This is a genomic window from Sphingomonas gellani (assembly GCF_900110035.1).
Lineage (GTDB): Bacteria > Pseudomonadota > Alphaproteobacteria > Sphingomonadales > Sphingomonadaceae > Sphingomonas > Sphingomonas gellani.
Genome location: NZ_FOCF01000002.1, coordinates 1 through 23054, shown reverse-complemented (window position 1 = coordinate 23054; position 23054 = coordinate 1). Strand labels below are relative to the sequence as shown.

Below are 23054 nucleotides of genomic sequence, written 5' to 3'. Positions count from 1 at the left end.
CGACAACCACCTTCGTAGAATCCTCTTGCCGGCCGCATCAGGTCGGCGCGGCCGACCCGATGTCGCCCGGATCTCCGCCGGCCGAATGGATCGGCGCGGCTCGCCAGCGTGGCGCGGTTTCCGGACAAAACATGTGGCAGCGCGCCACTTTCTCCACGCCACCCCCTCGCGGCATGCCGCGACCGGTCGTAAGGCCCTCCCCATGCGCTTCTTCTCCGACAACGCCGCGCCCGTTCACCCCCGCGTGCTGGAGGCGATGGCCGCCGCCAACGCACTCGACACCGCCTATGACGGAGACGCGCTGTCGCGGCAGCTGGATGGGCGCTTTTCAGACCTGTTCGAGCGCGACGTGCGGGCGCTGTGGGTGCCCAGCGGCACCGCCGCCAACTGCCTGGGGCTGGCGGCGATCTGCCCGCCTTATGGTGGCGTGGTGTGCCACCGCGACGCGCATATCCAGAACGACGAATGCGGCGCGCCCGAATTCTACACCCATGGCGCGAAGCTGATGCTGGCGGACGGCGACGGGGCGAAGATGACGCCGGACACGGTCCGCACCGTCCTCGACGCGATCGCCAACGACGTCCACCGGGTCCAGCCGCACGCGATCTCGATCACCAATGCCACCGAATATGGCCGCGTCTACCGACCGGACGAGGTGGCGGCGATCGGGGAGCTTGCCCGGTCCCGGGGCCTGCGCCTTCACATGGACGGCGCGCGCTTTGCCAATGCGGTCGCGCATGCCGGCTGCTCTCCCGCCGACATCACCTGGCGCGCCGGGGTGGAGGTGCTCAGCTTCGGCTTCATCAAGAATGGCGGCATGAGCGCGGAGATGCTGGTGTTCTTCGACCCCGATCTGGTCGGCGCGACGCCGCAACGGCGCAAGCGCGCGGGGCTGCTGTTCTCGAAGGGGCGATTCCTCGCTGCGCAGGTGCTGGCGATGCTCGACGGCGACCTGTGGCTCGACAATGCCCGCGCGGCCAACGCCGGCGCGACGCTGCTGGCCGGGGGTGCGGGCGACCGGCTGATCCACCCCGTCGAGGCGAACGAGGTGTTCCTGCGCGCCACGCCGGACGAGGCCGCCGCGCTGCGCGCCAGGGGCTTCGACTTCTACGATTGGGCGGCCGGGGAGATCCGGCTGGTCACGTCATGGGACCAGACACCTGACGCGATCCGCCCGCTGGCGGATGCGATCGCCGCGCTGTGAGCGACACGCCCGCCCCGCAATCCACCCGTCTGTCCATCCTGCTGCCCTTTGCGGTGGTGACGCTGATCTGGGGATCGACCTGGCTGGTCATCCGCGATCAGCTGGCGGTGGTGCCGCCGGGATGGTCGGTGACGTACCGCTTCATCGTCGGCGGGCTGGGCATGACCGGCTGGGCGCTGGTCCGGCGCGACAGCTGGCGCATCGGCGGCGAAGGCGCGCTGTTCGCGGTCGCGATCGGCCTGTTGCAGTTCTGCGCCAATTTCAACTTCGTCTATCAGGCCGAACGCTTCATCACCTCCGGCCTCGTCGCGGTGGTGTTCGCGCTGCTGCTGGTGCCCAATGCGCTACTCGCCCGCATCTTCCTGGGGCAGCGCATGGGTGGGCAGTTGCTCGCCGGATCGGCGGTCGCGATGGCGGGCGTGGTGCTGCTGTTCGTGCATGAGGTGCGCAGCGACCCGTCCGGCGGGCACACGATCCTGGCGGGGCTTGGCTTCACGCTCAGCGCGATCCTGGCGGCATCGTCCGCCAACGTGTTGCAGGCGACGGAGACGGCGAAGCGCTTTCCCATGGCGCCGACGCTGGCGGTGGCGATGTTCGCCGGCGCCGCGCTGGACGCCGCACTGGCGTGGACGATGAGCGGACCGCCGCGCTTCGACCCGCGGCCCAGCTATCTGGCCGGCATCCTGTACCTCGGCCTGTTCGCCTCCGCCCTCGCCTTTCCGCTGTACTACCGGGTGCTGCGCGTCATCGGTCCGGCCAAGGCGGCCTATTCCAGCGTCATCGTACCCGTGATCGCGATGCTGCTGTCGACGCTGTTCGAGGGTTATCGCTGGTCGCTGCTCGCCGGGGCCGGTGGTGCGCTGGCGGGCGTCGGGCTGGTCATCGCGTTGAGGGCGCGCAGGCCCAACCGGTAATCGGCGAAGCGGGGGCGCCAGCCCAGCACCCGCTTGGCCTTCGCATTGGCGACCCGCCGGTTCTCCGCGTAGAACCCGCGCGCCGTCGGCGACAGGCTGTCCAGCGACGCAAGCGCCGGCACCGGCAGCCCGAGCAGTTCGGCCGCAAACGTGACCACCGCGTCCTGATCGCACGGTAGGTCGTCGGCCAGGTTGTACGCCCCCGCCGGCCCGTCGAAGCTTGCGACGATGCCCGCGATCAGGTCATCGACATGGATGCGGCTGAACACCTGACCGGTGATCCCGACGCGGTGCGCCCGCCCCTGCTTCACCCGATCCAACGGCGAGCGCCCGGGGCCATAGATGCCCGGCAGGCGCAGGACCCGCGCGCCGGCCGCCAGCCACGCCGCATCCGCCGCCGCCCGCGCGCCACGCCGGCCACTCCCGGTCGGCGCGCCTTCATCCACCCAGGCGCCACCGGTGTCGCCATAGACGCCGGTCGAGGACAGGTAGCCGAGCCAGGCACCGCTATCCGCCAGTACGGCGCCATAGCGCGTCAGCACCGGGTCGCCCTCCCCCTCCGGCGGGACGGAGGACAGGATGTGCGTCGCCGCCGCCACCTCGGCCAGCACCGATCCCGCATCGTCGAACCGGACGGAGCCGCCACGCCCGTCGCGGGTCGTGCCGGCGACGTGCCACCCCCGCCCTTGCAGATGGCGGGAAAGCATCCCAGCGGTGTAGCCGAGGCCGAAGACGAACAGCCGGCTCATCGGCTCACTTCTGCATCGGCCCCTTGTAGGTGGTGCCGAAATAATCGCCCTTGTTCCACACCGGCGCCTCCGCCCCGTCCGCGATCTCCTTGGCGATGCGGTAGTTCACGTCGACGAAGCGCGGCCCCTGGCTCCAGTCGATGTTCAGCGTCGCCAACTCGTCGCAGGGCCGGTGATAGCATTTGCCCATGAACTCCGCGAACCCGGCCTTCCCCGGCCCCTTCTGACCCGGCCACAGGAACACCGACGGAATGCCCTGCTGCACGAAGCGGAAATGGTCGGAACGGACGAAGATGCCCTCTTCCGGCGCGGGATCGGGCGACAGGTCGACACCCGCGGCGTTGACCGCGCGCCGCACGATCGGGCCCAGCGTGGACCGGTCGGCGCCGTACACGATCATGTCCTCGAAACGGTACGTCAGGATCGGCATGTCCAGGTTGACGTCCGCCACGATCGACTTGGCCGGCACGGTCGGCTGGTGCGCGAAATAGTCGGAGCCGACCAGCCCCTTCTCCTCGCCCGTCACCGCCAGGAACATCAGCGTACGTTTCGGCGCGGTGCCCGATGCGGTGAAGCGCTTCGCTTCCTCGATCAGGCTGGCGATGCCGATCGCATTGTCCAGCGCGCCATTGTTGATGCGGTCCTTTCCAGGCGCATCGCCCTCCGCCGGCTTGCTGACGCCGATATGGTCGAGATGCGCGGACAGCACCACGACCTGTGCGCCAAGCGTCGGATCGCTGCCCGGCAGCAGGCCGACGACATTCTCGGACGATGCGGGGGTGAAGCTGGTGCGCGTTTCCGCCGACAGCGCGCCGCCCAGTGCAAAGGGCTTGAAGCGGGCGTCGGGGTCGCCCAGCCGCGGCTGCACCTTTGCCCAGCCCTTTGCACCAAACAGCTTGGCCGCGCCGGCCTGGCTGATCGTGCCCAGAACCGGCGCGCCCTCTTCGGGGGTAGAGCCGGTGCCGTCCGGCCGGGCCCAGGTCATGCGCGCCGTGTCCATGCCGCGCACCAGCGTGGCGAAGGGTCGCGCCCGCGGGCCGGGCGTGTCGATGAACACCATGCCCGCCGCACCGAGCCGGCGTGCGATCGCCGCCTTTGTCCCGGCGGACCCGAAATAGGCGCGCTCCTCACCGCCGAAACCGGCCGGCGCACCGCCCAGCACCGCCACGATCCGGCCGCGCACGTCGACGCCCTTGTAATCGTCGACCTTGTACTGTGGCGCGACGATGCCGCGTCCGACGAACACCACCGGCTTGCTCAGCGAGGTGGCCGCGGACAGCGGATTGGCGGAGGGCACGTAATCCTCCCCGAACACCAGATCGACCGGCGCCTGTCCGCGCGGGGTCCAGCGCATCGCACCCTTGTCCGCCGCCTTGTAGCTGACGAGCGGCACATGCTGCAGATAGCCACCCTGGTCGCCGCCCGGCTTCAACCCAGCGGCATAGAATTGGGCGGCGACGTACTGCGCGGCGATGTCGAATTCGGGGCTGCCCGCCTCCCGCCCGCGCATCGCGTCGGAGGCGAGGAACATGACATGCGCCTTCAACGCGGCCTGATCGGCCGCCAGTGGCGCGGTGATCTTCGCGTTCACCTGCGCGGGGTCGGGCTTGGCCGGCTGCGCCGCCGCAGTCTGCTGCTGCGTACCCGCCTTGCCGGGTTCGGGCGCGGCTTGGCCGGCGGTTGCGGGAATGGCGGCGTCGGGCTTTGCGGGGGTCGTCTGCGCGCCGAGCATGGCGGAAATGGCCAGCAACGAGCCGGCGGCAAACAGACGCAACATGTGATGATCCCCGGTTAATTCGACGGGCTCGCGCTAGCACAGCATGCCACCTGCGCAAGCTTTGGTAGCGGCTGGCCGATCCGTGCGTATAACGCCCTATGCCCGACGCCACACACGCCATCGCCACCCCGGCACCCAGCCAGCCGGCCGTCATCCATCGCTCGGATTACCGCCCGCCCGCCTGGATGGTGCCGGACGTGTCGCTCGACTTCGACCTCGACCCGGACGCCACCCGCGTGCGGGCGAAGCTGGACGTGCGGCGGGGAAGCGCGGCCGGCGAGCCGCTGCGCCTGGACGGCGCGGGACAGACGCTGTTGTCGGTCCATGTCGACGGCGTGGCGGTGAACGACTGGACGCTGGACAACGACGCGCTGGTCATCCCGCTGTCCGGCGAAGCGCACACGGTCGAGACGGAGGTGGAGATCGCGCCGGAGGCGAACTCCCAGCTGATGGGCCTGTACGCGTCCAGCGGCATCCTGTGCACCCAGTGCGAGGCGGAGGGGTTCCGCCGCATCACCTACTTCCCCGACCGGCCGGACGTGCTGGCCCGGTACCGCGTGCGCATGACGGCGGACAAGGCGCGCTTTCCCATTCTGCTCGCCAATGGCGATCCGGTGGACGGCGGCGATCTGGACGATGGCCGGCACTGGGCCGAATGGCACGATCCCTATCCCAAGCCATCCTATCTGTTCGCGCTGGTGGCGGGCGACCTGGCGGTGAACCGGGGCAGCTTCACCACCATGTCCGGGCGCGAGGTGGTGCTTGGCATCTGGGTCCGCGAGGGCGACCTGGCCCGCACCGACCATGCGCTGCACGCGCTGAAGCTGTCGATGGCGTGGGACGAACAGGTCTATGGCCGCGAATACGACCTCGACGTGTTCAACATCGTCGCCGTCGACGATTTCAACTTCGGCGCCATGGAGAACAAGGGGCTGAACATCTTCAACAGCCGCTACATCCTGGCCGATCCGGATACCGCCACCGACATCGATTACGACAATGTCGCGGGCGTCGTGGCGCACGAGTATTTCCATAATTGGTCCGGCAACCGCATCACCTGCCGCGACTGGTTCCAGCTGAGCCTGAAGGAAGGCTTCACCGTCTATCGCGACCAGGGCTTTTCCGCCGACCAGGGATCGGCCGCGGTGAAGCGGATCGAGGACGTGCGCTCGCTCCGCGCCAGCCAGTTTCCGGAGGATGGCGGCCCGCTGGCCCATCCGGTCCGGCCGGAAAGCTTCATCGAGATCAGCAATTTCTACACCGCGACCATCTACAACAAGGGCGCGGAACTGATCCGGATGATGGCGACCATCCTGGGCCCGCAGCGCTTCCGCGCCGCCACCGACCTGTATTTCGAGCGGTTCGACGGCACCGCCGCGACCTGCGAGGATTTCGTCGCGTGCATGGAGGACGCGGGCGGCGTCGACCTGTCGCAATTTCGCCTGTGGTACAGCCAGGCCGGCACCCCGCGTGTCGCCGCGACGCTGGATCATCAGGCCGGCGGCGGCCGCGCGACGCTGCGCCTGTCGCAACAGGTGCCCGCCACCCCCGGTCAGCCGGAAAAGCACGCCATGGTGCTGCCGCTGAAGATCCGCCTGTTCGGTGCGGAAACAGGCCGGCCGCTGACCGACGAGCAACTGGTACTGCTGGACCAGCCGGCCGAGACCCTGGTGTTCGAGGCGATAAGCGAGCGTCCGGTGCTGTCGATCAATCGCGGCTTTTCCGCGCCGGTGGTGATCGAAAGCGATCGCAGCCCCGCCGACCTCGCCTTCCTGTCCGGGCATGACGACGATCCCTTCGCCCGGTACGAGGCGATGCAGCAGCTGATGCTCGACACGCTGGTCGCCGGCGCGATCGAGGGGCAGGCCGATCATCGCGCGGTGATCGGCGCGGTCGGCGCGACGCTGTCCGATCCGTCGCTGGACCCCGCCTTCGTCGCGGAGGCGGTGCTGTTGCCGGCGGAAGGGTTCATCGCCGATCAGCTCGCCACCGTCGATCCGGAGGCCGTGTTCACCGCACGCGAGGCGCTGCGCCGCGATCTGGGTGCCCAGCTGGAGGGGCAATGGCGCGAGGCGTACGACGGCCCGCGCGCGCCCTATGCCTATACCCCGCGTGACAAGGGATTGCGGCGGCTGCGCAACGTCGCGCTCGGCTACCTGGCCGCGACCGGCGCGGAGGATGCGGCGAAACTCGCCTTCACCCAGTTCGCCGCCGCCGACAACATGACCGATCGCCAGGGCGCGTTGCAGGTGCTGTCCAACACCGATTTCGACGAGCGGGTCGCGGCGTTCGACATCTTCTTTCACCGCTATGCCGACAACCCCTTGGTGCTGGACAAGTGGTTCCAGACACAAGCGCTGTCGTCGCGCGCCGACACGGCGGACGTGGTGGTGGAACTGGCGCAGCACCGCGCCTTTTCCCTGACCAATCCCAATCGCGCGCGGGCGCTGGTCGGCGCGTTCGGCGTCAACCAGCGTGCGTTCAACCGGGCGGACGGTGTCGGCTATCGCTTTCTGGCGGACCAGTTGATCGCGCTGGACCGGATCAACCCGCAAACCTCCGCCAAGCTGCTGCCGCCGCTCGGCCGCTGGCGCCGCTTCGACCCGGCGCGCTCGGCGCTGATGCGGGGCGAGCTGGAGCGGATCGTCGCCACGCCCGGCCTGTCCAAGGACCTGTTCGAACAGGCATCCAAGAGCCTGGAGGGCTGAGATAAGGCGCGCCGGCGACGGAACCGGCGCGCCTCCCCCGTCATTGAGGGGCATGGCAACCAAAGCAGTCTTCTTCGACATCGACGGCACGCTGGTCGACAGCAACCGCTGGCACATCGAAACCTGGCATAGGGTCTTCGCCGCGACCGGGCGCCCGGTGGACCGGGAGCGGATCGCGGAACAGATCGGCAAGGGCGCGGACAATCTGGTGCCCACGCTGTTTCCTGAAATGTCCGACGATCAGGCGGAGGAACTCGGCACGCTGCACGGCCGGTTCTTCAAGGCGGACTATCTCGACCGCGTCCGCCCGTTCCCGCATGCGCGCGATCTGCTCCAGCGGGTGCACGACAGCGGGCGGCGCGTCGTGTTCGCCTCCTCTGCCAGCGGGGAGGAACTGGACCATTATATCGACCTGCTCGATGCGCGGTCGCTGGTCGATCTGTCGACCACGAAAGACGATGTGGAGACCACGAAGCCCGCGCCCGACATCTTCGCCACCGCGCGCGACAAGGCGGATGTCGATCCCGCCGAAGTGGTCGTGATCGGCGACGCGCCGTACGACATGCAGGCGGCGGCGAAATGCGGCATGCACCGTGTCGGCGTCCGCTCCGGCGGGTTCGACGACGCGGTTCTGACGGAAGCGGGCGCGCAACTGCTGTACGACGACGTTGCGGCGATCCTGCGCGATTTCGACGCCTCGCCGCTTTCGCGTTGATGGCCGACGCCGAACAGCGGGCGGAGGCGACCCACGCCACCATCGCCCGCAGCGCGGCGGTGCAGAAGACCAACGCGGAACGCACGACGCAGCTGGCGGCGGACCGCACCGTGCTGGCGGCGGAGCGGACCTATGCCGCCTGGGTGCGCACCGGCCTCGCTGCTCTGGCGGCGGGGATCGGCGCGCGCAAGCTGTTGGAGGGGCTGGTCGCCGACTGGCTGGCGACCACTGCCGGCACGGCCCTTGTCCTGTTCAGCGCCTTTTGCTTCGTGGCGGCGGGGTGGCGGGAGTTTCGTCCACGCTACGCCGACCCGCAGCCGGAGGCGCGTCGCATGCCCGCCGCGTTGCTGCTGGCGGTCAACGGCCTGCTCGCCTGCGTCAGCCTGGCCGCCTGTGTCGGCCTGTTGCAGCACCCCTGAACAGTTGGCGGCGTGCGCCAATAGCTGGCGCGATCCAACCACGACGATGATGTTCAGGCCTGGCTCATCCGTCCTACTTCACTGGAAAACAGCGGTTTCCGGCGGTTGGCACACATCGTGCGATGTCGTTGGCATGAGTGGACGTGACGTTCGCCGATCAGGAGTTTTCCGCATGCAGACCCCCGCCGCCAACCCGTTCATGCGCGCCGATACGCTGTTCGGCACCTGCCAGGCGATCGGCGAGGATTTCGGCATCAACCCGCTGTTCCTGCGCCTCGCCTTTGCGGTCGGCGTGTTCTGGAGCGCGGGCTGGGCCTTTGCGGTCTATGCCGGGCTCAGCTTCGTCGTGCTCGCCTCGCACCTGCTGTTCCCGATGCGCGCGCGCCGGGCGACGCCGCTGGTCGAACAGGCGCCGGTCGTGGTGCAGGCCGAAAACGACCAGGGCGAACAGCCGACGGCGCTCGCCGCCTGATGCTCAAAACATCCGCCCGCCATTGGGCACCGGCAGATCGGGCGCGAGCAGCACCACCTCCCCCGCCGCGTCCGGGAAACCCAGGCACAGCACCTCGCTCATCACGGGACCGATCTGACGCGGTGGAAAGTTGACGACCGCCGCCACCTGTCGCCCGACCAGCTCATCCGGCGTGTAATGCACTGTGATCTGGGCGGAGGAGCGCTTCACCCCGATCTCCGCGCCGAAATCGATGCGCAGCTTGATCGCCGGCTTCCGCGCCTCCGGGAAGGGTTCGGCGGCGACGATCGTGCCGACGCGGATGTCGACGGCGAGGAAGTCGTCATGGGTGATGGTCATGTTCGCAACTCCCGCCCGCGCCGTCGGACGTGATCGGCGGCGCAGATCCCACGGGCCGTCGCGGCATGTGCCAGCTTTGCTCGCGTGAACCGCTCAGAAATCCACATTGTCGTAATGTGCCGGCGGTCCGATCACCTCCATCCGCTCCGACAGCAACGGGCGGAACGACGGACGGCTCTTCAGCCCGCGATACCAGCGTGCCGTCTGCTCATGACCCTTCCAGTCGATGCCGCCCAGGTAATCGGTCACGGAAATCTGTGCCGCGGCGGCAAGATCGGCCAGACTCATCGTCGCGCCCGCCAGCCAGTTCCGGTGGTCCAGCAGATAATCGATATAATCGAGATGCTCGATCGCCGCCTTCATCGCCTGTCGCAGCGCCTTGGCATCGGGGGCAAGACGGTGCGCCAGTCGCTTCACCATCCGCTCCTCCAGCAGGGGGCCGGTCACATCGCGGTAGAAATTGTTGTCGAACCACGCGACCAGCCGGCGGATCTCAGCGCGGTTGGCCGCCGTGCCGTTGATCATCGCCGATTTCTCGACCGTTTCCTCGAAATATTCGCAGATCGCCATGGAATCGATCAGGACGGTGCCACGCTGCACGTCGACCACGACCGGGGTCTGTCCCGCCGGGTTCATATCCAGAAACTCGTCGCGCCGCGCCCATGGCGATTCGCGTACCAGTTCGTACCCGATCCCCTTTTCGCCCAGCAGCAGGCGCAGCTTTCGGGAGAAGGGGCAAAGCGGGAATTGGAAAAGCTGCCACATGTCGGCACCGTCCTAGAACGCGCCGCCTCCGCGCGAAAGGGGCGTGCGACCACGCGTGTCGCAAAGCCGGGGCGGGTCAGGCCGTATCCGCGCCCGAACCAGAAAGGCCGGTCGTCCCGCGACTTCGCTGACGCATCTCCGACGGCGCAAAGTCGACGCGCTCCGCTCCACGCGAGACACCGATCGACGCCGACCCAACGGCTGCGAGGTCGCCCCGTAGCCTCGCTACTCCGCCGCCACCAGATCGCCCGCGACCGACACCGGCTCGTCCTCCAGCGGATGGCCCAAGCGGGTCAGCATCTCCTTGGGCACCACCTGCCAGAAATCGCCCGACACGCGGTCCCAGTCGTCCCGCAGGCCCTTGGACCAGCGGCTGTCCGTCGCGGCGGCGTGGTCGCACACCAGTTGGTGGAGCAGCCCCTCCCAATGTCGCGACGACAGGCGCCGCCACACGATGCTGTCCGGGTTCGCACGCCGGTCGAAGGCGCCATCGGGGTCGTAGACGAACGCCATGCCGCCGGTCATGCCCGCGCCGAAATTTGCACCGACGCCGCCCAGCACCACCGCCGTGCCGCCGGTCATGTACTCGCACCCGTTCGCGCCGCATCCCTCCACCACCACCGTGGCGCCGGAGTTGCGGACCGCAAATCGCTCGCCCGCCTGCCCCGCCGCGAACAGGCGGCCGCTGGTCGCGCCGTACAGCACGGTGTTGCCGAGGATCGTGTTCTCCTGGCTCTTCAACGGCGACGACACGGCGGGACGCACGACGATGGTGCCGCCCGACAACCCCTTGCCGACATAGTCGTTGGCATCACCGAACACCTCCAGCGTCACACCCCGCACCAGGAACGCGCCGAGCGACTGGCCGGCGCTGCCACGCAGGCGCACGGTGACATGCCCCTCCGCCAGCGTGCTCATGCCGAACCGGCGCGTGATCTCGCTGGACAGACGCGTGCCGACCGCGCGGTGCGTGTTGCGCACCGAATAGGTCAGCTGCATCTTCTCACCGCGCGAAAACACGTGCGCGGCATCCTTGATCATCTGCGCGTCCAGGCTGTCGGGTACCTCGTTGCGGAAGGTGTTCAGGGAGAAGCGCCGCTCCGCATCGGTCGCGTCGACCTTGGCCAGGATCGGGTTGAGGTCCAGGTCGTCCAGATGCTCCGCGCCGCGGCTGACCTGGCGCAACAGTTCGGTCCGCCCGATCACCTCGTCCAGCGAGCGGCAGCCGAGCCGGGCCAGGATGTCTCGCACCTCCTCCGCGATGAAGGTCATCAGGTTGATGACCTTTTCCGGCGTGCCGACGAACTTCTGCCGCAGCCGGTCGTCCTGGGTGCAGATGCCGACCGGGCAGGTGTTGCTGTGGCACTGGCGCACCATGATGCATCCCATCGCGACCAGCGACAGCGTACCGATGCCGAACTCCTCCGCGCCCAGGATCGCGGCGATAACGATGTCGCGCCCGGTCTTCAGGCCGCCATCGGCGCGCAGGCGGATACGCCCGCGCAGACCGTTCAGGGTCAGCGTCTGGTTGACCTCCGACAAGCCCATCTCCCACGGCGTGCCGGCATATTTGATGCTGGTCTGGGGGCTGGCGCCGGTGCCGCCGACATGGCCGGACACCAGGATAACGTCGGCATGCGCCTTCGCCACGCCCGCCGCCACCGTGCCGATCCCGGCGGAACTGACCAGCTTCACGCACACGCGCGCACGCGGATTGATCTGCTTCAGATCGTAGATCAGCTGCGCCAGGTCCTCGATCGAATAGATGTCGTGATGCGGCGGCGGTGAAATCAGCGTAACGCCGGGGGTCGCGTGGCGGAGCCGGGCGATGAACTCGGTCACCTTGAACCCCGGCAGCTGTCCGCCCTCGCCGGGCTTGGCGCCCTGCGCGACCTTGATCTCGATCTCCTCGCACGCGTTCAGATATTCGGCGGTGACGCCGAACCGGCCGCTCGCCACCTGCTTGATCGTGGAATTGGCGTTGTCGCCATTTTCGTACGGCTGGTACCGCGCCTTGTCCTCGCCCCCCTCGCCCGACACCGCCTTGGCGCCGATACGGTTCATGGCGATGGCCAGCGTCTCGTGCGCTTCCTTGGACAGCGCGCCCAGCGACATGCCCGGCGTCACGAAGCGCTTGCGGATCTCCGTGATCGCCTCGACCTGATCGACCGGCACGCCCTCGCCCGGAAAATTGAACTGGAGCAGGTCGCGCAGGTACACCGGCGGCAGGTCCGCGACGCCACGGCTGAATTGCAGGTAGCTGGTATAGCTGTCGGTCGACACCGCCGTCTGCAACAGGTGCATCAGCTGCGCCGAATAGGCGTGCGTCTCACCGGTGTGGCGCTGGCGATAGAAGCCGCCGACCGGCAGCGTCGCCACCGCGCTGTCCCACGCCGCGTCGTGGCGGATCGTCGCGGAAAGGTGCAGCGAGGCGTACCCTTCGCCGCTGATCTTCGCCGGCATCCCGGGGAACAGGTCCGCGACCAGGCTGCGCGACAGGCCGACCGCCTCGAAATTGTACCCGCCCCGATAGGAGGAGATCACCGCGATCCCCATCTTGCCGATGATCTTGAGCAGCCCCTCCTCGATCGCGGTGCGATGCCGCTTCAGGCATTCGTCCAGGCTCAGGTCGCCGAACAGGCCGCGCGCCTGCCGGTCGACGATCGCCGCCTCCGCCAGATAGGCGTTCACCGTGGTCGCACCGACCCCGATCAGCACCGCGTAGTAATGCGTGTCGAGGCACTCGGCCGATCGCACGTTGATCGACGCATAGGACCGCAGGCCGCGGCGGACCAGATGCGTATGCACCGCCGCCGCCGCCAGCACGCCGGCGATCGCGACCCGATCCTCCGACACATGCTCGTCGGTCAGGAACAGCTCGGACCGGCCCTCCCGCACCGCCTGCTCGGCCTCCTGACGGATACGGGCGATCGCCGCGCGCAGCTTTTCCGGGCCGCCGCCCGCCTCGAACGTGCAGTCGATCTCCGCCGCGGAGCGCCCGAAATGCGCGCGCAACCGCGCCCAGTGCGTGCCCGTCAGCACTGGTGAATCAAGCACCAGCACCGCCTCGCGCCGATCCTCTGTGTCGAGGATGTTGGCCAGGTTTCCGAACCGCGTCTTCAGGCTCATCACATGCCGCTCGCGCAGCGAGTCGATCGGCGGGTTCGTGACTTGGCTGAAATTCTGGCGGAAGAACTGGCTGATGAGGCGCGGCTTGTCGGAGATGACCGCCAGCGGCGTGTCGTCGCCCATCGATCCGATCGCTTCCTTGGCGGATTCGACCATCGGCGACAGGATCAGCTCCATGTCCTCCAGCGTCTGGCCGGCCGCGACCTGACGCCGCGCCAGCTCCGCCCGGTCGAACCGCACCGACGCATCGCCCATCTCGGGCAAGTCGGACAGGGTGTGGAACGCGCCGGTCATCGCCGGATAGTCCGCTTCGCCCGCGATCCGGTCCTTCACCGCCCTGTCGTCGAGCAGCACGCCCTCCGCCAGATCGACGGCGATCATCTGGCCCGGACCCAGCCGTCCCTTCGCCACCACGGTTGATTCCGGCACCGGCACCATGCCCGCCTCCGACCCGACGATCAGCAGGCCGTCGCTGGTGCGGATATAGCGCAACGGGCGCAGCGCGTTGCGGTCGACGCCGGCCACCGCCCAGCGCCCGTCCGTCATCGCCAGCGCGGCCGGGCCGTCCCACGGCTCCATGACGCTCGCCAGATAATTGTACATCGCGGCGTGGTTCGCGGGCATGTCCGCGCGCGCCGCCTCCGGCACCAGCATCAGCTTAGCGGTGGGCGCGTCGCGGCCGGAGCGACAGATCGCCTCGAACACGGCGTCCAGCGCGGCGGTGTCGGACGCGCCGGCGGGGATCACCGGCTTGATGTCCTCCGAATGCTCCCCGAACGCGATGCTCGCCATGCGGATCTCGTGGCTCAGCATCCAGTTCTTGTTGCCGCGCACCGTGTTGATCTCGCCGTTATGCGCGAGGCAGCGGAACGGCTGGGCCAGCCACCATTGCGGAAAGGTGTTGGTGGAATAGCGCTGGTGAAAGATCGCGACCCGGCTCTCGAACCGCTGGTCCTGCAGGTCGGGGTAGAAGGCGGACAGGCTCTCCGCCAGGAACAGCCCCTTGTACACGATCGACCGGCACGACAGCGAGCAGATGTAGAATCCGTGGATCTGCGCCGCGATCACCCGCTTTTCGACGCGGCGCCGGACCAGGTACAGCGTCTTTTCGAACTCCGCCTCGTCCACCGTTTGCGGATCGGGGCCGGCGATCATGATCTGCTCGATCTCGGGACGCGTCGCCTGCGCCTTCAGGCCGATCACCGACACGTCGACCGGCACCTGCCGCCAGCCATAGATGGTGTAGCCCGCCTCGATGATCGCACTCTCAACGATCGTCCGGCACGTCTCCTGCGCGCCCAGGTCGGTGCGCGGCAGGAAGATCATGCCCACCGCCAGCCGGTTGGGCAGCAACCGGTGTCCCGACGCCGCCACCGCATCGTCGAAGAAGCGCAGCGGCAGGTCGACATGGATGCCCGCGCCATCGCCGGTCTTGCCGTCAGCATCGACCGCGCCGCGGTGCCACACCGCCTTCAGCGCATCGATCGCCGACTGCACCACCCGGCGCGAGGCCGTGCCGTCGGTGGAGGCGACCAGGCCGACGCCGCACGCGTCGCCTTCGGAATCGGGGCGGTACATGCCATGTTCAGCGAGATAGGCGCGCTGGTCGGTCATGCTGGTCACTTTCCGGACTGGGATTTGCGGGTAGCGGGCGGCAGGTCCTTGGTCGCCGCCTCCACCTTGGCCATGATGCCGGGCATCGCCGCCATCATCTGGGGGGCGAACTGCTGCATCTGGGCCATCATCTCGGGGCTGGCCATCAACGTCATCGAGTCGGCGGCGTATGCGCGTCCCGTCGGCGTGGCGAAGAAGCGGCGAAGCTCGCCGAGCTGGTCGGCGGTGAAGCGCCGGGCATAGGCGCTGGCCAGTGCATCGCGCACGCCCGGTTCCATGCGGGTCATCAGCGCCGTCATCTCATCGGTCATCACGCGCATCGTCCGGCGCATCCGCTCCTGATAGGCCGGATCGTTCTGCGCCATCATCTCGCCCAGCGTCCGGTCGCCCGCCTCTTTCGCGGCCTTGGGATCGGTGCCCTTGACCAGATCGGCCGCCTTCATGCCGTACATGCTCGACATGGTGCCATTCAGCACCTGGTCCATGGTGGCGCGCATGATCCGCTGATAGGTGCCGAGCGGCCAGACCTGGTCGATGACGGGCCGTGCCGCCGCAAGCCGGGCGGGATCGATGGCCGACAGCGGCACGGTGGACGACACCAAACCGGCCGGCGCGTTCGTCGCGGGAACCTGGGCGAATGTCGGTGCGCCGATCGTCGCGAAGGCTGCCATTACGACCAGATGCCTCACGGCTGTGCTTCCACGCCTCACGCCGCCTTCCTTTCGCTCGCAGCCTTTGCCTTCAGCCATTTGTGCATCGCGCCGGCCACGTCGCGGCCGTCGCGGATCGCCCACACCACCAGGCTCGCGCCGCGCACGATGTCGCCCGCCGCGAACACGCCGTCCAGGCTGGTCATCAGCGTCTTGCCATCGACCAGCACGGTGCCCCAGCGGCTGACCCCCAATTCGGGTGCACCCCACAGGGTCGGTAGCGCCTCCGCATCGAAACCCAGCGCCTTGATGACCAGATCCGCTTGCACCGCATAGTCGCCGCCCGGATCATGCTCCGGCGCGCGCCGGCCGCTGGCGTCCGGGGCGCCCAGCCGCATGCGGCGGACGGCCACGCCCGAGACGCGCTCGCCCGCGCCGACGTCGAACCCCTGCGGCGCGGACAACCAGACGAACTCGGCGCCCTCCTCTTCAGCATTGGCAACTTCGCGTTGCGATCCGGGCATGTTCTGTCGATCGCGGCGGTACAGGCACTTCACCGATGCCGCGCCCTGGCGAATGGCCGTGCGGACGCAGTCCATCGCCGTGTCTCCGCCGCCGATCACCACGACATGCTTGCCTGACGCGTCCAGCGTGCCCTCGTCATAGGCGGGCACCGCATCACCGAACCCCTTGCGGTTGGAGGCGGTCAGGTAATCCAGCGCCTCCACCACGCCGTCCGCCCCGACGCCCGGCGCCTCGATCGCCCGCGCCTTGTACACGCCCGTCGCGATCAGCACCGCGTCATGGCGCTGGCGCAAGTCGTCCAGCGTCGCGTCGCGCCCGACCTCGAACCCTTCGTGGAAGACGATGCCGCCCGCCTTCAGCCGGTCGACACGGCGCATCACCACCGGCTTCTCCAGCTTGAAGCCGGGGATGCCATAGGTCAGCAGCCCGCCCGCCCGGTCGTGCCGGTCATAGACGTGCACGTCGTAACCGTTGCCACGCAGATACTCCGCGGCGCTCAGTCCGGCCGGCCCGGCCCCAATGACTGCCACCGATTGCCCGCGCGCGGGGCCGGGGACCAGCGGTTCCACCCACCCCTCTTCCCAGGCGGTGTCGGTGATGAACTTTTCGACCGATCCGATCGTCACCGCGCCGTGGCCGGTGAACTCGATCACGCAATTGCCCTCGCACAAACGGTCCTGCGGACAGATGCGGCCGCAGATTTCCGGCATGGTGGAGGTGCTGTTCGACAGCTCGTACGCGTCGCGCAGCCGCCCCTCGGCGGTCAGGCGCAGCCAATCGGGGATATGGTTGTGCAGCGGGCAATGCACCGAGCAATAGGGCACGCCGCACTGCGAGCAGCGCCCGGCCTGCTCCTCGGCCGTGGGCACCGCGTAACGCTCCGCGATCTCACGAAAGTCCTCTGCACGCAGGGTTGCCTGACGCTTGGCTGGATAGGATTGCCCGCGATCGATGAACTTGAGCATCGGGGTATCGGCCACGGCACATCTCCTCACGCCCTCGCGTGGCAGCGTCGTACCATGGCCGATTACATCATCAAGTCAGTGGTGCTGACCTTTTGTAAAGTTTCTCGCCTAAGAGGCTCGGCTCTGCTTGATTTCAGGGTAGAACAAGGTCCGTTCCGGTCTTAGCTATTCAACAGCCATATGAGCGCGGCGGAGCCTGCCACGATGCGGTACCAACCAAACGGTCCAAAACCCCGCTTTCCGACCAGATTGAGGAACCAACGCACCACTACCAGCGCGACGAAGAATGCGACGACAAAGCCGATTGCAATGTCGAGGATGCCGACGCCTGTGCCGCTCGACAGCGCATGGCGGTTCTTCCAGATCTCCAGCGTGCTGGCGCCCAGCATCGTCGGGATCGCCAGAAAGAACGAGAATTCCGCGGCCGTGCGCCGCTCCACGCCCAGCGACAGGCCGCCAAGGATCGTCGCGCCGGACCGGCTGACGCCGGGCACCATCGCCAGACACTGGATGAAGCCGATCGCGATGACCGTCGGCAGGGGGATGTCGGCCACGCCACGCACATCGCCCGGCTTCGCCAGCCGCTCCACGATCAGAATGGCCACGCCGCCCACGGTCAGCGCGATCGCCACAACCTCCGCATTGCCGAGCAGCGCCTCGACATGCTTGTGCACCAGCAGACCGATCGCCGCCGCCGGCAGGAACCCGATCAGCACGTTGCGGACGAAGCGGATCGCCCCCGCCTCACCCCGCAACAGGCCCTGCAACACCGTCCAGACGGTGCGCCAGTACAGCACGGTGATCGCCAGGATCGCGCCCAGCTGGATGACCACGTTGAACATCGCCCACCGATCCGCATCGTAGCCGAGCAGCCGGGTCGCCAGGATCAGGTGCCCGGTGGAGGACACCGGCAGGAATTCGGTGATCCCCTCGACGATGCCGAGCAGGATGACGGTAAGGAGATCGTTCAAGCGGGATGTCCGTGTCTGAAAGGGAAAGGATCAGGCGGCGAGTTCGTCGCGACGACGCGCGAAGCGGCCCTGCCGGCGGAACCGGACCAGCCAGTTCGACGCGACCGCCGACATCGGCGTTGCGGTCAGGCCGAGCGCCTCCAGCCCATCCTGCGATCCGGCAACCACATTGTCCTTTTGCAGCAACAGCAACTGATCGCGGGTGATCGGCGCGCCCGGCAGCCGTGCGATGAGGCCCGCCGCCGCATCGGGCAGCGTCACGAAGTGCGGTGACCGGCCCGTCTCCGTCGCGATCCACTTCAACAGGTCGGCCATGGACAGCACGTCCGGACCACCCAGCTCGTACAGCTGCCCTGCGAATCGCGCCGGCTCCTTCAGCACGGCGGCGACGGCATCACCGACATCGCCGGCGAACACCGGCTGGAACCGCGTATCGGGTCGCACCACCGGCACGATCCGGGTGCGGCGGATCATTTCCGCAAACCTGTTGAGGAACTGGTCCTCGCGCCCGAACACCACCGACGGGCGCAGGATGGTGGCGGCTGGGAACGCGGCCCTGACCGCTTCCTCGCCCAGCCCCTTGGAGCGGGCATAGGTCGACGCCGAGCCGCTGTCCGCGCCGATGGCCGACAGGTGGACCAGCGCCTTCGCCCCGGACGCGGCAACCGCCTTCGCCACCGTGGATGCACCCTCCGCCTGGATGCGCATCGCGTCGCCGAAGCTGCCAACCAGGTTGACCACCGCGTCCGCCCCCTCGACCGCCCGAGCGATCGTGTCGGGCCGGGTCACGTCCGCCGCGACGAACTGGGTCTGACCCAATCCCCCCAGCGGCTTCAGGTAAAAAGCCTGGCGCGGATCGCGCTGCGCCACGCGCACCCGCCATCCCTGCCGCATCAGCGCCTGCGCCACATAGCGGCCGACGAACCCGCCCCCGCCGATCAGCGTCACCAGCTCGTACATCGCGTTCACATCCCGACAGCAGAAAGTTTTTCTCGTGAAGCGCCCTTGCCCGTCACAGACGCTGTTGACAAGCATGCGAACCCTCCACTAGAGGCGCCGGCCTACCCCGTGCCCAGATGGCGGAATTGGTAGACGCACCAGCTTCAGGTGCTGGCGATCGCAAGGTCGTGGAGGTTCGAGTCCTCTTCTGGGCACCAGAAACGCTCCCGGTATAGTCCGGGGGCGTCCAGCAAGCAGCTGGTTTCACAGCATAACTCGACCAAAACTCGCCGACTGAACGTCCGGCGACGTCCACCGGATTCCAGCCCAAACACCAACATCTGTTGGTGTTATTGTTGGTGGTGGATCGACCCGGCCCAGCTGGGGAATCGATATGCTGTCTCACCTGCGAATCAGCGCCGCCAAGCCGGCGCCGAAGCCGTTCAACCTCTCCGACGGCCAGGGACTGTTTCTCACGGTCCAGCCCAACGGCTCCAAATTGTGGAAGCTGAGCTTCCGCCATCTCGGCAAGCAGAAGACACTGCACCTTGGTCGCTGGCCCGACGTGGGCTTGGCCGATGCGAGAGAACGGCGGGACGAGGCGCGCCGCAAGATTGCCGCCGGGCTCGATCCAGCCATCGAGAAAATACGGTCGCGGATCGCCGCCAAGGTTGCCGCCGCCAACACCTTCAAGGAGGTCGCCGAGGAATGGGTCCAGAAGTGCGAACGTGAGGGACGCGCGGAAATCACGCTCAGCAAAATCCGCTGGCTGCTCGGCATCGCCTATCCGATGATCGGCAACCTGCCGGTCGCCGAGGTGACGCCCCAGGAGGTGTTGGCCGTGCTGCGCAAGGTGGAATCGAACGGACGGTACGAGAGCGCCCGTCGTATGCGGAGCGTCCTCAGCCGCGTGTTCCGTTATGGCGTTGCCACCGTGCGTTGCCAGAAGGACGTCGCCTCCGACCTTCGCGGGGCCATCGCCACCCCGCGCGTAAGGCATCTGGCGGCGATCACCAACCCTATCCAAGTCGGCGCGCTCCTGCGGGCAATCGACGGTTATGAGGGGCAATTGATCACGTTGATGGCCCTCAAGCTTTCCCCACACCTGTTCGTCCGCCCGGGCGAGCTCAGGCAAGCGCAGTGGAGCGAGTTCGATTGCGGCAACGCCGTCTGGTATCTGTCGGCCGAACGAATGAAGATGCGCCGACCGCACCGCGTCCCGCTGTCACGCCAGGTACTGAAGCTGATCGAGGAACTGCGGGAACACACCGGCCACCAAGACTATCTTTTCCCGTGCATGGGCAATCCGAAACGGCCGATGTCCGAGAACGCCGTCAACCAGGCGCTGCGCCGGCTTGGCTACAGCCAACAGGAAATGACCGCGCACGGCTTCCGCGCCATGGCGGCGACGCTGCTCAACGAAATGGGCTTGTGGAACCCTGATGCGATAGAGAAGCAGCTCGCGCATCTTGATGCCAGTGCCGTACGGCGGGCTTACACCCGCGGCGAATATTGGGACGAGCGCGTCCACATGATGCAGCACTGGTGCGACTATCTGGACAGGCTGCGCGAGAGCGGGAAGTCCGGGCGCCCCGGCGTCGGAACTGCGCGAATTTGCGGAGAGGATGGTATGCGATTATCCAGCCATGCCGACAACAACAACTCCTACCCGCTTCACGGCGGCAGCATGATGTTCGACCTGACATAATCGGCGAGACCAGGATTGGTCGAATAGGACATAAAGTCGTGTTATACCTTGCAAGGTATAAGTCGAATATAGGCCCCACCGGAATATTGGGCATTTAGCCCTCGCGGGGTATACCGTTGCTGAAGGGCGTTTCTCGTGGCCCACGTTGCACGCCCTCCCAGACGGCTCGGTGGGCTGTCAGTCTAATGCGAACCGGCCTCCACACGATGCAGTTCGGCCTTTGAACGTGGCAGCGTAGCTCGCGAGCCTCTGCCACTCCGCCAAGAAGGCGGCGCGTCGCTGCCTGTAGTCTGGCAGTCGATGAAGCGGCGTTCGAGGTTGAAGTGGTTGTGGACGTTGACATGCACTAACGCGAACTTCTGCAGGCTCCGCATTCGCCTGAACCGCAGCATCGCCCGCTCCCGTTGTCGGAACGGCAGATGGCTGTTCTCCACTGAGTGCGGGGGGCGGCTCAACCCTGGCTCCTACACACCGCGCCAAGCGAGTGGACCTGGCGTCGCGTCGGCCGAGAAGTCTACCTGGAGGACGCGGCGTCGTCGCGGCGGATCGGCGGCGAGCGAAGCGTGGATGATCGACGTGGCGTACAGCCAGACGTCACCGCGCTCGGCGAGACATAGCCGCTCGCCGAATGTCGCCACCACGCCCGCGATCTCGGCTTCGGGCAGGCGGCCGAGCCTGTGCGAGCCGGGCACGATGCGGAGGGGCGCATTGCCCTCCTCAACCGCATCCAGGTGCACGCGTAGCGTCACCATGCGCTCAAGTATTTCGAATGGCGGCTCCACCTGGATCAGCCCGGACTTGACCGTCCACGGCCCGTATCCGTCCGTGTTCCTACGCTCCTTGACCACGATCGTCCGGTCCTGGTGCCAGCCGAGCGCCCAGTTCCGCCCCGCGGTTTTGTCGAACAGGATCGCACGTACGGGGCGAGCCTGTTCTCCGAGCACGGACGCCGCGATCCCGCCGATCGGGCCGGCGTGATCGAGAAAGGGCTGCAACTGCTGTCCTTCCCCGATCCGCACACCGGGTCTGCTCGTCGGCAGCAGGGCCAAGGCAGTCTCGAGGCGACCGCACGCAGCTTCGTCCAGAGCTTGCGCGAACAGCTGGGCTCCATCATCGTTGAGGGTGAGATCAGCGGATCGGCAGACGGGTGCGAGCATGAGGTTGAGGCTAGCCCGACCGCCTCTCGGCGTCGACCCGATCCGATGTCAGCCGTTCAGCGGCCGCTTCGAAGAGGCGACCTGCATGCGTCGTTAGCTACCCCTCAGCGACCGCCTCAGCGATAGAGGCCACTTTGGTGAAGTTTCCACTTGACCAATATCACGCAATCGTAAAAGTGAGGTGAATACTTCAGCAAGGAGCTCAGCATGATCGACTCCAACGCCGTGCACGGCAGCTTCACGATCGAACGGCGCTATCCGGCCGCACCCTCCAAGGTCTTCGCCGCTTGCGCGGATCCTGAGCTGAAGAAGAGCTGGTTCGCCGAAAGCGACACGCACGAGATCGAGGCGTACGAAAGCGACTTCCGGATCGGTGGCAGCGAACGGCTGACGTATCGCTTCGGGCCGAGCACACCTTTTCCGGGAGCGAAGCTCACCAACGAAGGGGTGTATCACGACATTGTTGACCAGAGGCGCATCGTCTCGTCGTCGCGCATGGCGCTGGAAGGCAGAGCGATCTCGGTCGCCCTGGAGACGATCGAGATCGCCGAGGTCGGTGATGAAACCAGTCTCACCTGCACCTTCCAAGGCGTGTTCTTCGAGGGCGCGGACGGTCCCGAGATGCGCGAGCAAGGCTGGCGCGATCTTCTGGATCGGCTCGGTCGTGCGCTGGCGAGCTGACATGGCCCGTCCGCGGCGAAGGGTGGACACCGACCCGATCGACCGGTTGCTCCACGCGTTGGGTGATTCAACGCGGCGGCGTATGGTCGAGATGCTTGGCACACGCCCGCACGCCGTGACCACCATGGCCGACCTCTGCGGGATCACCCTTACAGCCGTTGGCCAGCACGTCCGCATTCTAGAGGAGGCGGGCTTGGTGACCAGCAGCAAGCTGGGCCGCGTTCGGTCTTGTCAGCTTGATCCGAACGGGCTTGAGACACTGCAGCGTTGGTTGGCGGCTCGTCGATCAACCTGGGAGAAGCGGCTCGACGCCCTTGGAGCACTTCTCGTTGTGGATGAGAAGGAATGAGGGCCTCGCGGCGATGGAGACCCAGAACCGGCCATCCGGCGAGCAATGAGTGGAAAACGGCCTCAGGATGGGCCGGTCAGGTTCGCCGCGACGGCTCGACGAATGAGCGCCCTCAGGGCCACGGTGCCAAGCGTGTCGCCGTCCCGCAGGTCAACGGCGCGGCGCACGCCAATCGCAGGCACGTTGAACAGACCGTCGGGATCGTCGAGATCGCGGCCTCGCATGAAGGTCAGCTTGACCTTGTCCTTGTAGCTCTCACCGGTGCAGATGATCCCGCCGCGCGACCAGGTGGGCACGCCGAGCG

20 protein-coding genes, 1 tRNA gene and 1 pseudogene are annotated in these 23054 nt (G+C 67.4%); 10 read left to right on the top strand and 12 right to left on the bottom strand.

Features of this window, described 5'->3' with window-relative positions; genetic code table 11:
- Nucleotides 1–202 precede the first annotated feature (202 nt).
- Together BMX37_RS04470 and BMX37_RS04465 are read left to right on the top strand one after the other, a co-directional pair.
- Nucleotides 203–1204 (top strand): threonine aldolase family protein, encoded by a 1002-nt coding sequence (locus BMX37_RS04470; protein WP_093664312.1) that lies wholly within the window; start codon nucleotides 203–205, stop codon nucleotides 1202–1204.
- Entirely contained in the window at nucleotides 1201–2118 is a 918-nt protein-coding gene (locus tag BMX37_RS04465; RefSeq protein WP_093664311.1) for a DMT family transporter, read from the top strand. Before BMX37_RS04470 ends, BMX37_RS04465 begins: the two co-directional genes overlap by 4 nt.
- Here BMX37_RS04465 and BMX37_RS04460 read toward each other — a convergent pair.
- Complete coding sequence (locus BMX37_RS04460; RefSeq protein ID WP_093664310.1) at nucleotides 2028–2867, bottom strand: Rossmann-fold NAD(P)-binding domain-containing protein; 840 nt, start codon at nucleotides 2865–2867, stop codon at nucleotides 2028–2030. The two genes, BMX37_RS04465 and BMX37_RS04460, sit on opposite strands and share 91 nt — an antisense overlap.
- A 4-nt stretch (nucleotides 2868–2871) precedes the next feature.
- Nucleotides 2872–4644 carry a M28 family metallopeptidase gene (locus tag BMX37_RS04455; RefSeq protein ID WP_244501387.1) on the bottom strand — a complete coding sequence of 591 codons (1773 nt, stop codon included), beginning with the start codon at nucleotides 4642–4644 and terminating at the stop codon, nucleotides 2872–2874.
- 98 nt (nucleotides 4645–4742) lie between these two features.
- Between BMX37_RS04455 and pepN the strand changes: the two genes are divergently transcribed.
- From pepN to BMX37_RS04435, 4 genes are all read left to right on the top strand, one after another.
- Nucleotides 4743–7352, top strand: a complete 2610-nt coding sequence (gene pepN / locus BMX37_RS04450; RefSeq protein ID WP_093664309.1) for an aminopeptidase N — start codon at nucleotides 4743–4745, stop codon at nucleotides 7350–7352.
- A gap of 52 nt (nucleotides 7353–7404) precedes the next feature.
- A complete protein-coding gene (locus BMX37_RS04445) occupies nucleotides 7405–8067 on the top strand; it encodes an HAD family hydrolase (protein ID WP_093664308.1) in 663 nt (220 codons plus the stop codon).
- Nucleotides 8067–8486, top strand: a complete 420-nt coding sequence (locus tag BMX37_RS04440) for a DUF202 domain-containing protein (RefSeq protein WP_093664307.1) — start codon at nucleotides 8067–8069, stop codon at nucleotides 8484–8486. The genes BMX37_RS04445 and BMX37_RS04440 overlap by 1 nt, the downstream gene beginning before the upstream one ends.
- 172 nt (nucleotides 8487–8658) lie before the next feature.
- Nucleotides 8659–8958 carry a PspC domain-containing protein gene (locus BMX37_RS04435; protein WP_093664306.1) on the top strand — a complete coding sequence of 100 codons (300 nt, stop codon included), beginning with the start codon at nucleotides 8659–8661 and terminating at the stop codon, nucleotides 8956–8958.
- Between the two features lie 3 nt (nucleotides 8959–8961).
- Here the strand turns inward: BMX37_RS04435 and BMX37_RS04430 are convergent, their stop codons facing one another.
- From BMX37_RS04430 to BMX37_RS04400, 7 genes are all read right to left on the bottom strand, one after another.
- Nucleotides 8962–9297, bottom strand: coding sequence for a tRNA-binding protein (locus tag BMX37_RS04430; RefSeq protein ID WP_093664305.1), 336 nt, complete (start codon nucleotides 9295–9297; stop codon nucleotides 8962–8964).
- A 93-nt stretch (nucleotides 9298–9390) separates the two neighbouring features.
- A complete protein-coding gene (locus tag BMX37_RS04425; RefSeq protein WP_093664304.1) occupies nucleotides 9391–10062 on the bottom strand; it encodes a glutathione S-transferase family protein in 672 nt (223 codons plus the stop codon).
- A 225-nt stretch (nucleotides 10063–10287) separates the two neighbouring features.
- Nucleotides 10288–14805 carry a glutamate synthase large subunit gene (gene gltB, locus BMX37_RS04420; RefSeq protein ID WP_093664750.1) on the bottom strand — a complete coding sequence of 1506 codons (4518 nt, stop codon included), beginning with the start codon at nucleotides 14803–14805 and terminating at the stop codon, nucleotides 10288–10290.
- Nucleotides 14806–14810: 5 nt separating this feature from the next.
- On the bottom strand, nucleotides 14811–15494 hold the full coding sequence (locus BMX37_RS04415; protein WP_170841839.1) for a DUF2059 domain-containing protein: 684 nt from the start codon (nucleotides 15492–15494) through the stop codon (nucleotides 14811–14813).
- A gap of 17 nt (nucleotides 15495–15511) precedes the next feature.
- Complete coding sequence (locus BMX37_RS04410) at nucleotides 15512–16960, bottom strand: NAD(P)-dependent oxidoreductase (protein ID WP_093664302.1); 1449 nt, start codon at nucleotides 16958–16960, stop codon at nucleotides 15512–15514.
- A gap of 146 nt (nucleotides 16961–17106) precedes the next feature.
- Nucleotides 17107–17916: an undecaprenyl-diphosphate phosphatase gene (locus BMX37_RS04405; RefSeq protein WP_093664301.1), complete on the bottom strand. Its 810-nt coding sequence runs from the start codon at nucleotides 17914–17916 to the stop codon at nucleotides 17107–17109.
- A 30-nt stretch (nucleotides 17917–17946) separates the two neighbouring features.
- Entirely contained in the window at nucleotides 17947–18876 is a 930-nt protein-coding gene (locus BMX37_RS04400) for a complex I NDUFA9 subunit family protein (protein WP_093664748.1), read from the bottom strand.
- 110 nt (nucleotides 18877–18986) lie between these two features.
- Here BMX37_RS04400 and BMX37_RS04395 point away from each other — a divergent pair.
- Nucleotides 18987–19073 (top strand) — tRNA-Leu (locus tag BMX37_RS04395).
- Between the two features lie 176 nt (nucleotides 19074–19249).
- Nucleotides 19250–20563, top strand: coding sequence for a tyrosine-type recombinase/integrase (locus BMX37_RS04390; protein ID WP_244501386.1), 1314 nt, complete (start codon nucleotides 19250–19252; stop codon nucleotides 20561–20563).
- A 243-nt stretch (nucleotides 20564–20806) separates the two neighbouring features.
- Here BMX37_RS04390 and BMX37_RS19425 read toward each other — a convergent pair.
- Both BMX37_RS19425 and BMX37_RS04385 read right to left on the bottom strand, forming a co-directional pair.
- Nucleotides 20807–20997, bottom strand: a pseudogene (locus BMX37_RS19425) (IS6 family transposase); the annotation flags it as partial.
- Between the two features lie 30 nt (nucleotides 20998–21027).
- Nucleotides 21028–21720 carry a phytanoyl-CoA dioxygenase family protein gene (locus BMX37_RS04385; protein ID WP_093664300.1) on the bottom strand — a complete coding sequence of 231 codons (693 nt, stop codon included), beginning with the start codon at nucleotides 21718–21720 and terminating at the stop codon, nucleotides 21028–21030.
- A gap of 207 nt (nucleotides 21721–21927) precedes the next feature.
- Here BMX37_RS04385 and BMX37_RS04380 point away from each other — a divergent pair, with 207 nt between their 5' ends.
- On the top strand, nucleotides 21928–22401 hold the full coding sequence (locus BMX37_RS04380) for an SRPBCC family protein (protein WP_093664299.1): 474 nt from the start codon (nucleotides 21928–21930) through the stop codon (nucleotides 22399–22401).
- A 1-nt stretch (nucleotide 22402) separates the two neighbouring features.
- Nucleotides 22403–22750, top strand: coding sequence for an ArsR/SmtB family transcription factor (locus tag BMX37_RS04375; protein ID WP_093664298.1), 348 nt, complete (start codon nucleotides 22403–22405; stop codon nucleotides 22748–22750).
- Between the two features lie 62 nt (nucleotides 22751–22812).
- Here BMX37_RS04375 and BMX37_RS18690 read toward each other — a convergent pair.
- Nucleotides 22813–23054, bottom strand: a 242-nt coding sequence (locus tag BMX37_RS18690; protein ID WP_425288433.1) for a DUF1801 domain-containing protein, incomplete at its 5' end; no start/stop codon positions are given.

Excerpts from the sequence above, each read along its gene's own strand:
- BMX37_RS04390 (WP_244501386.1), top strand. The coding sequence starts at position 19,250 with ATGCTGTCTCACCTGCGAATCAGCGCCGCCAAGCCGGCGCCGAAGCCG.
- BMX37_RS04400 (WP_093664748.1), bottom strand. The coding sequence starts at position 18,876 with ATGTACGAGCTGGTGACGCTGATCGGCGGGGGCGGGTTCGTCGGCCGC.
- BMX37_RS04445 (WP_093664308.1), top strand. The coding sequence starts at position 7,405 with ATGGCAACCAAAGCAGTCTTCTTCGACATCGACGGCACGCTGGTCGAC.
- BMX37_RS04460 (WP_093664310.1), bottom strand. The coding sequence starts at position 2,867 with ATGAGCCGGCTGTTCGTCTTCGGCCTCGGCTACACCGCTGGGATGCTT.
- gltB (WP_093664750.1), bottom strand. The coding sequence starts at position 14,805 with ATGACCGACCAGCGCGCCTATCTCGCTGAACATGGCATGTACCGCCCC.
- pepN (WP_093664309.1), top strand. The coding sequence starts at position 4,743 with ATGCCCGACGCCACACACGCCATCGCCACCCCGGCACCCAGCCAGCCG.
- BMX37_RS04435 (WP_093664306.1), top strand. The coding sequence starts at position 8,659 with ATGCAGACCCCCGCCGCCAACCCGTTCATGCGCGCCGATACGCTGTTC.
- BMX37_RS04385 (WP_093664300.1), bottom strand. The coding sequence starts at position 21,720 with ATGCTCGCACCCGTCTGCCGATCCGCTGATCTCACCCTCAACGATGAT.
- BMX37_RS04470 (WP_093664312.1), top strand. The coding sequence starts at position 203 with ATGCGCTTCTTCTCCGACAACGCCGCGCCCGTTCACCCCCGCGTGCTG.
- BMX37_RS04430 (WP_093664305.1), bottom strand. The coding sequence starts at position 9,297 with ATGACCATCACCCATGACGACTTCCTCGCCGTCGACATCCGCGTCGGC.
- BMX37_RS04455 (WP_244501387.1), bottom strand. The coding sequence starts at position 4,644 with ATGTTGCGTCTGTTTGCCGCCGGCTCGTTGCTGGCCATTTCCGCCATG.
- BMX37_RS04425 (WP_093664304.1), bottom strand. The coding sequence starts at position 10,062 with ATGTGGCAGCTTTTCCAATTCCCGCTTTGCCCCTTCTCCCGAAAGCTG.
- BMX37_RS04440 (WP_093664307.1), top strand. The coding sequence starts at position 8,067 with ATGGCCGACGCCGAACAGCGGGCGGAGGCGACCCACGCCACCATCGCC.
- BMX37_RS04380 (WP_093664299.1), top strand. The coding sequence starts at position 21,928 with ATGATCGACTCCAACGCCGTGCACGGCAGCTTCACGATCGAACGGCGC.
- BMX37_RS04375 (WP_093664298.1), top strand. The coding sequence starts at position 22,403 with ATGGCCCGTCCGCGGCGAAGGGTGGACACCGACCCGATCGACCGGTTG.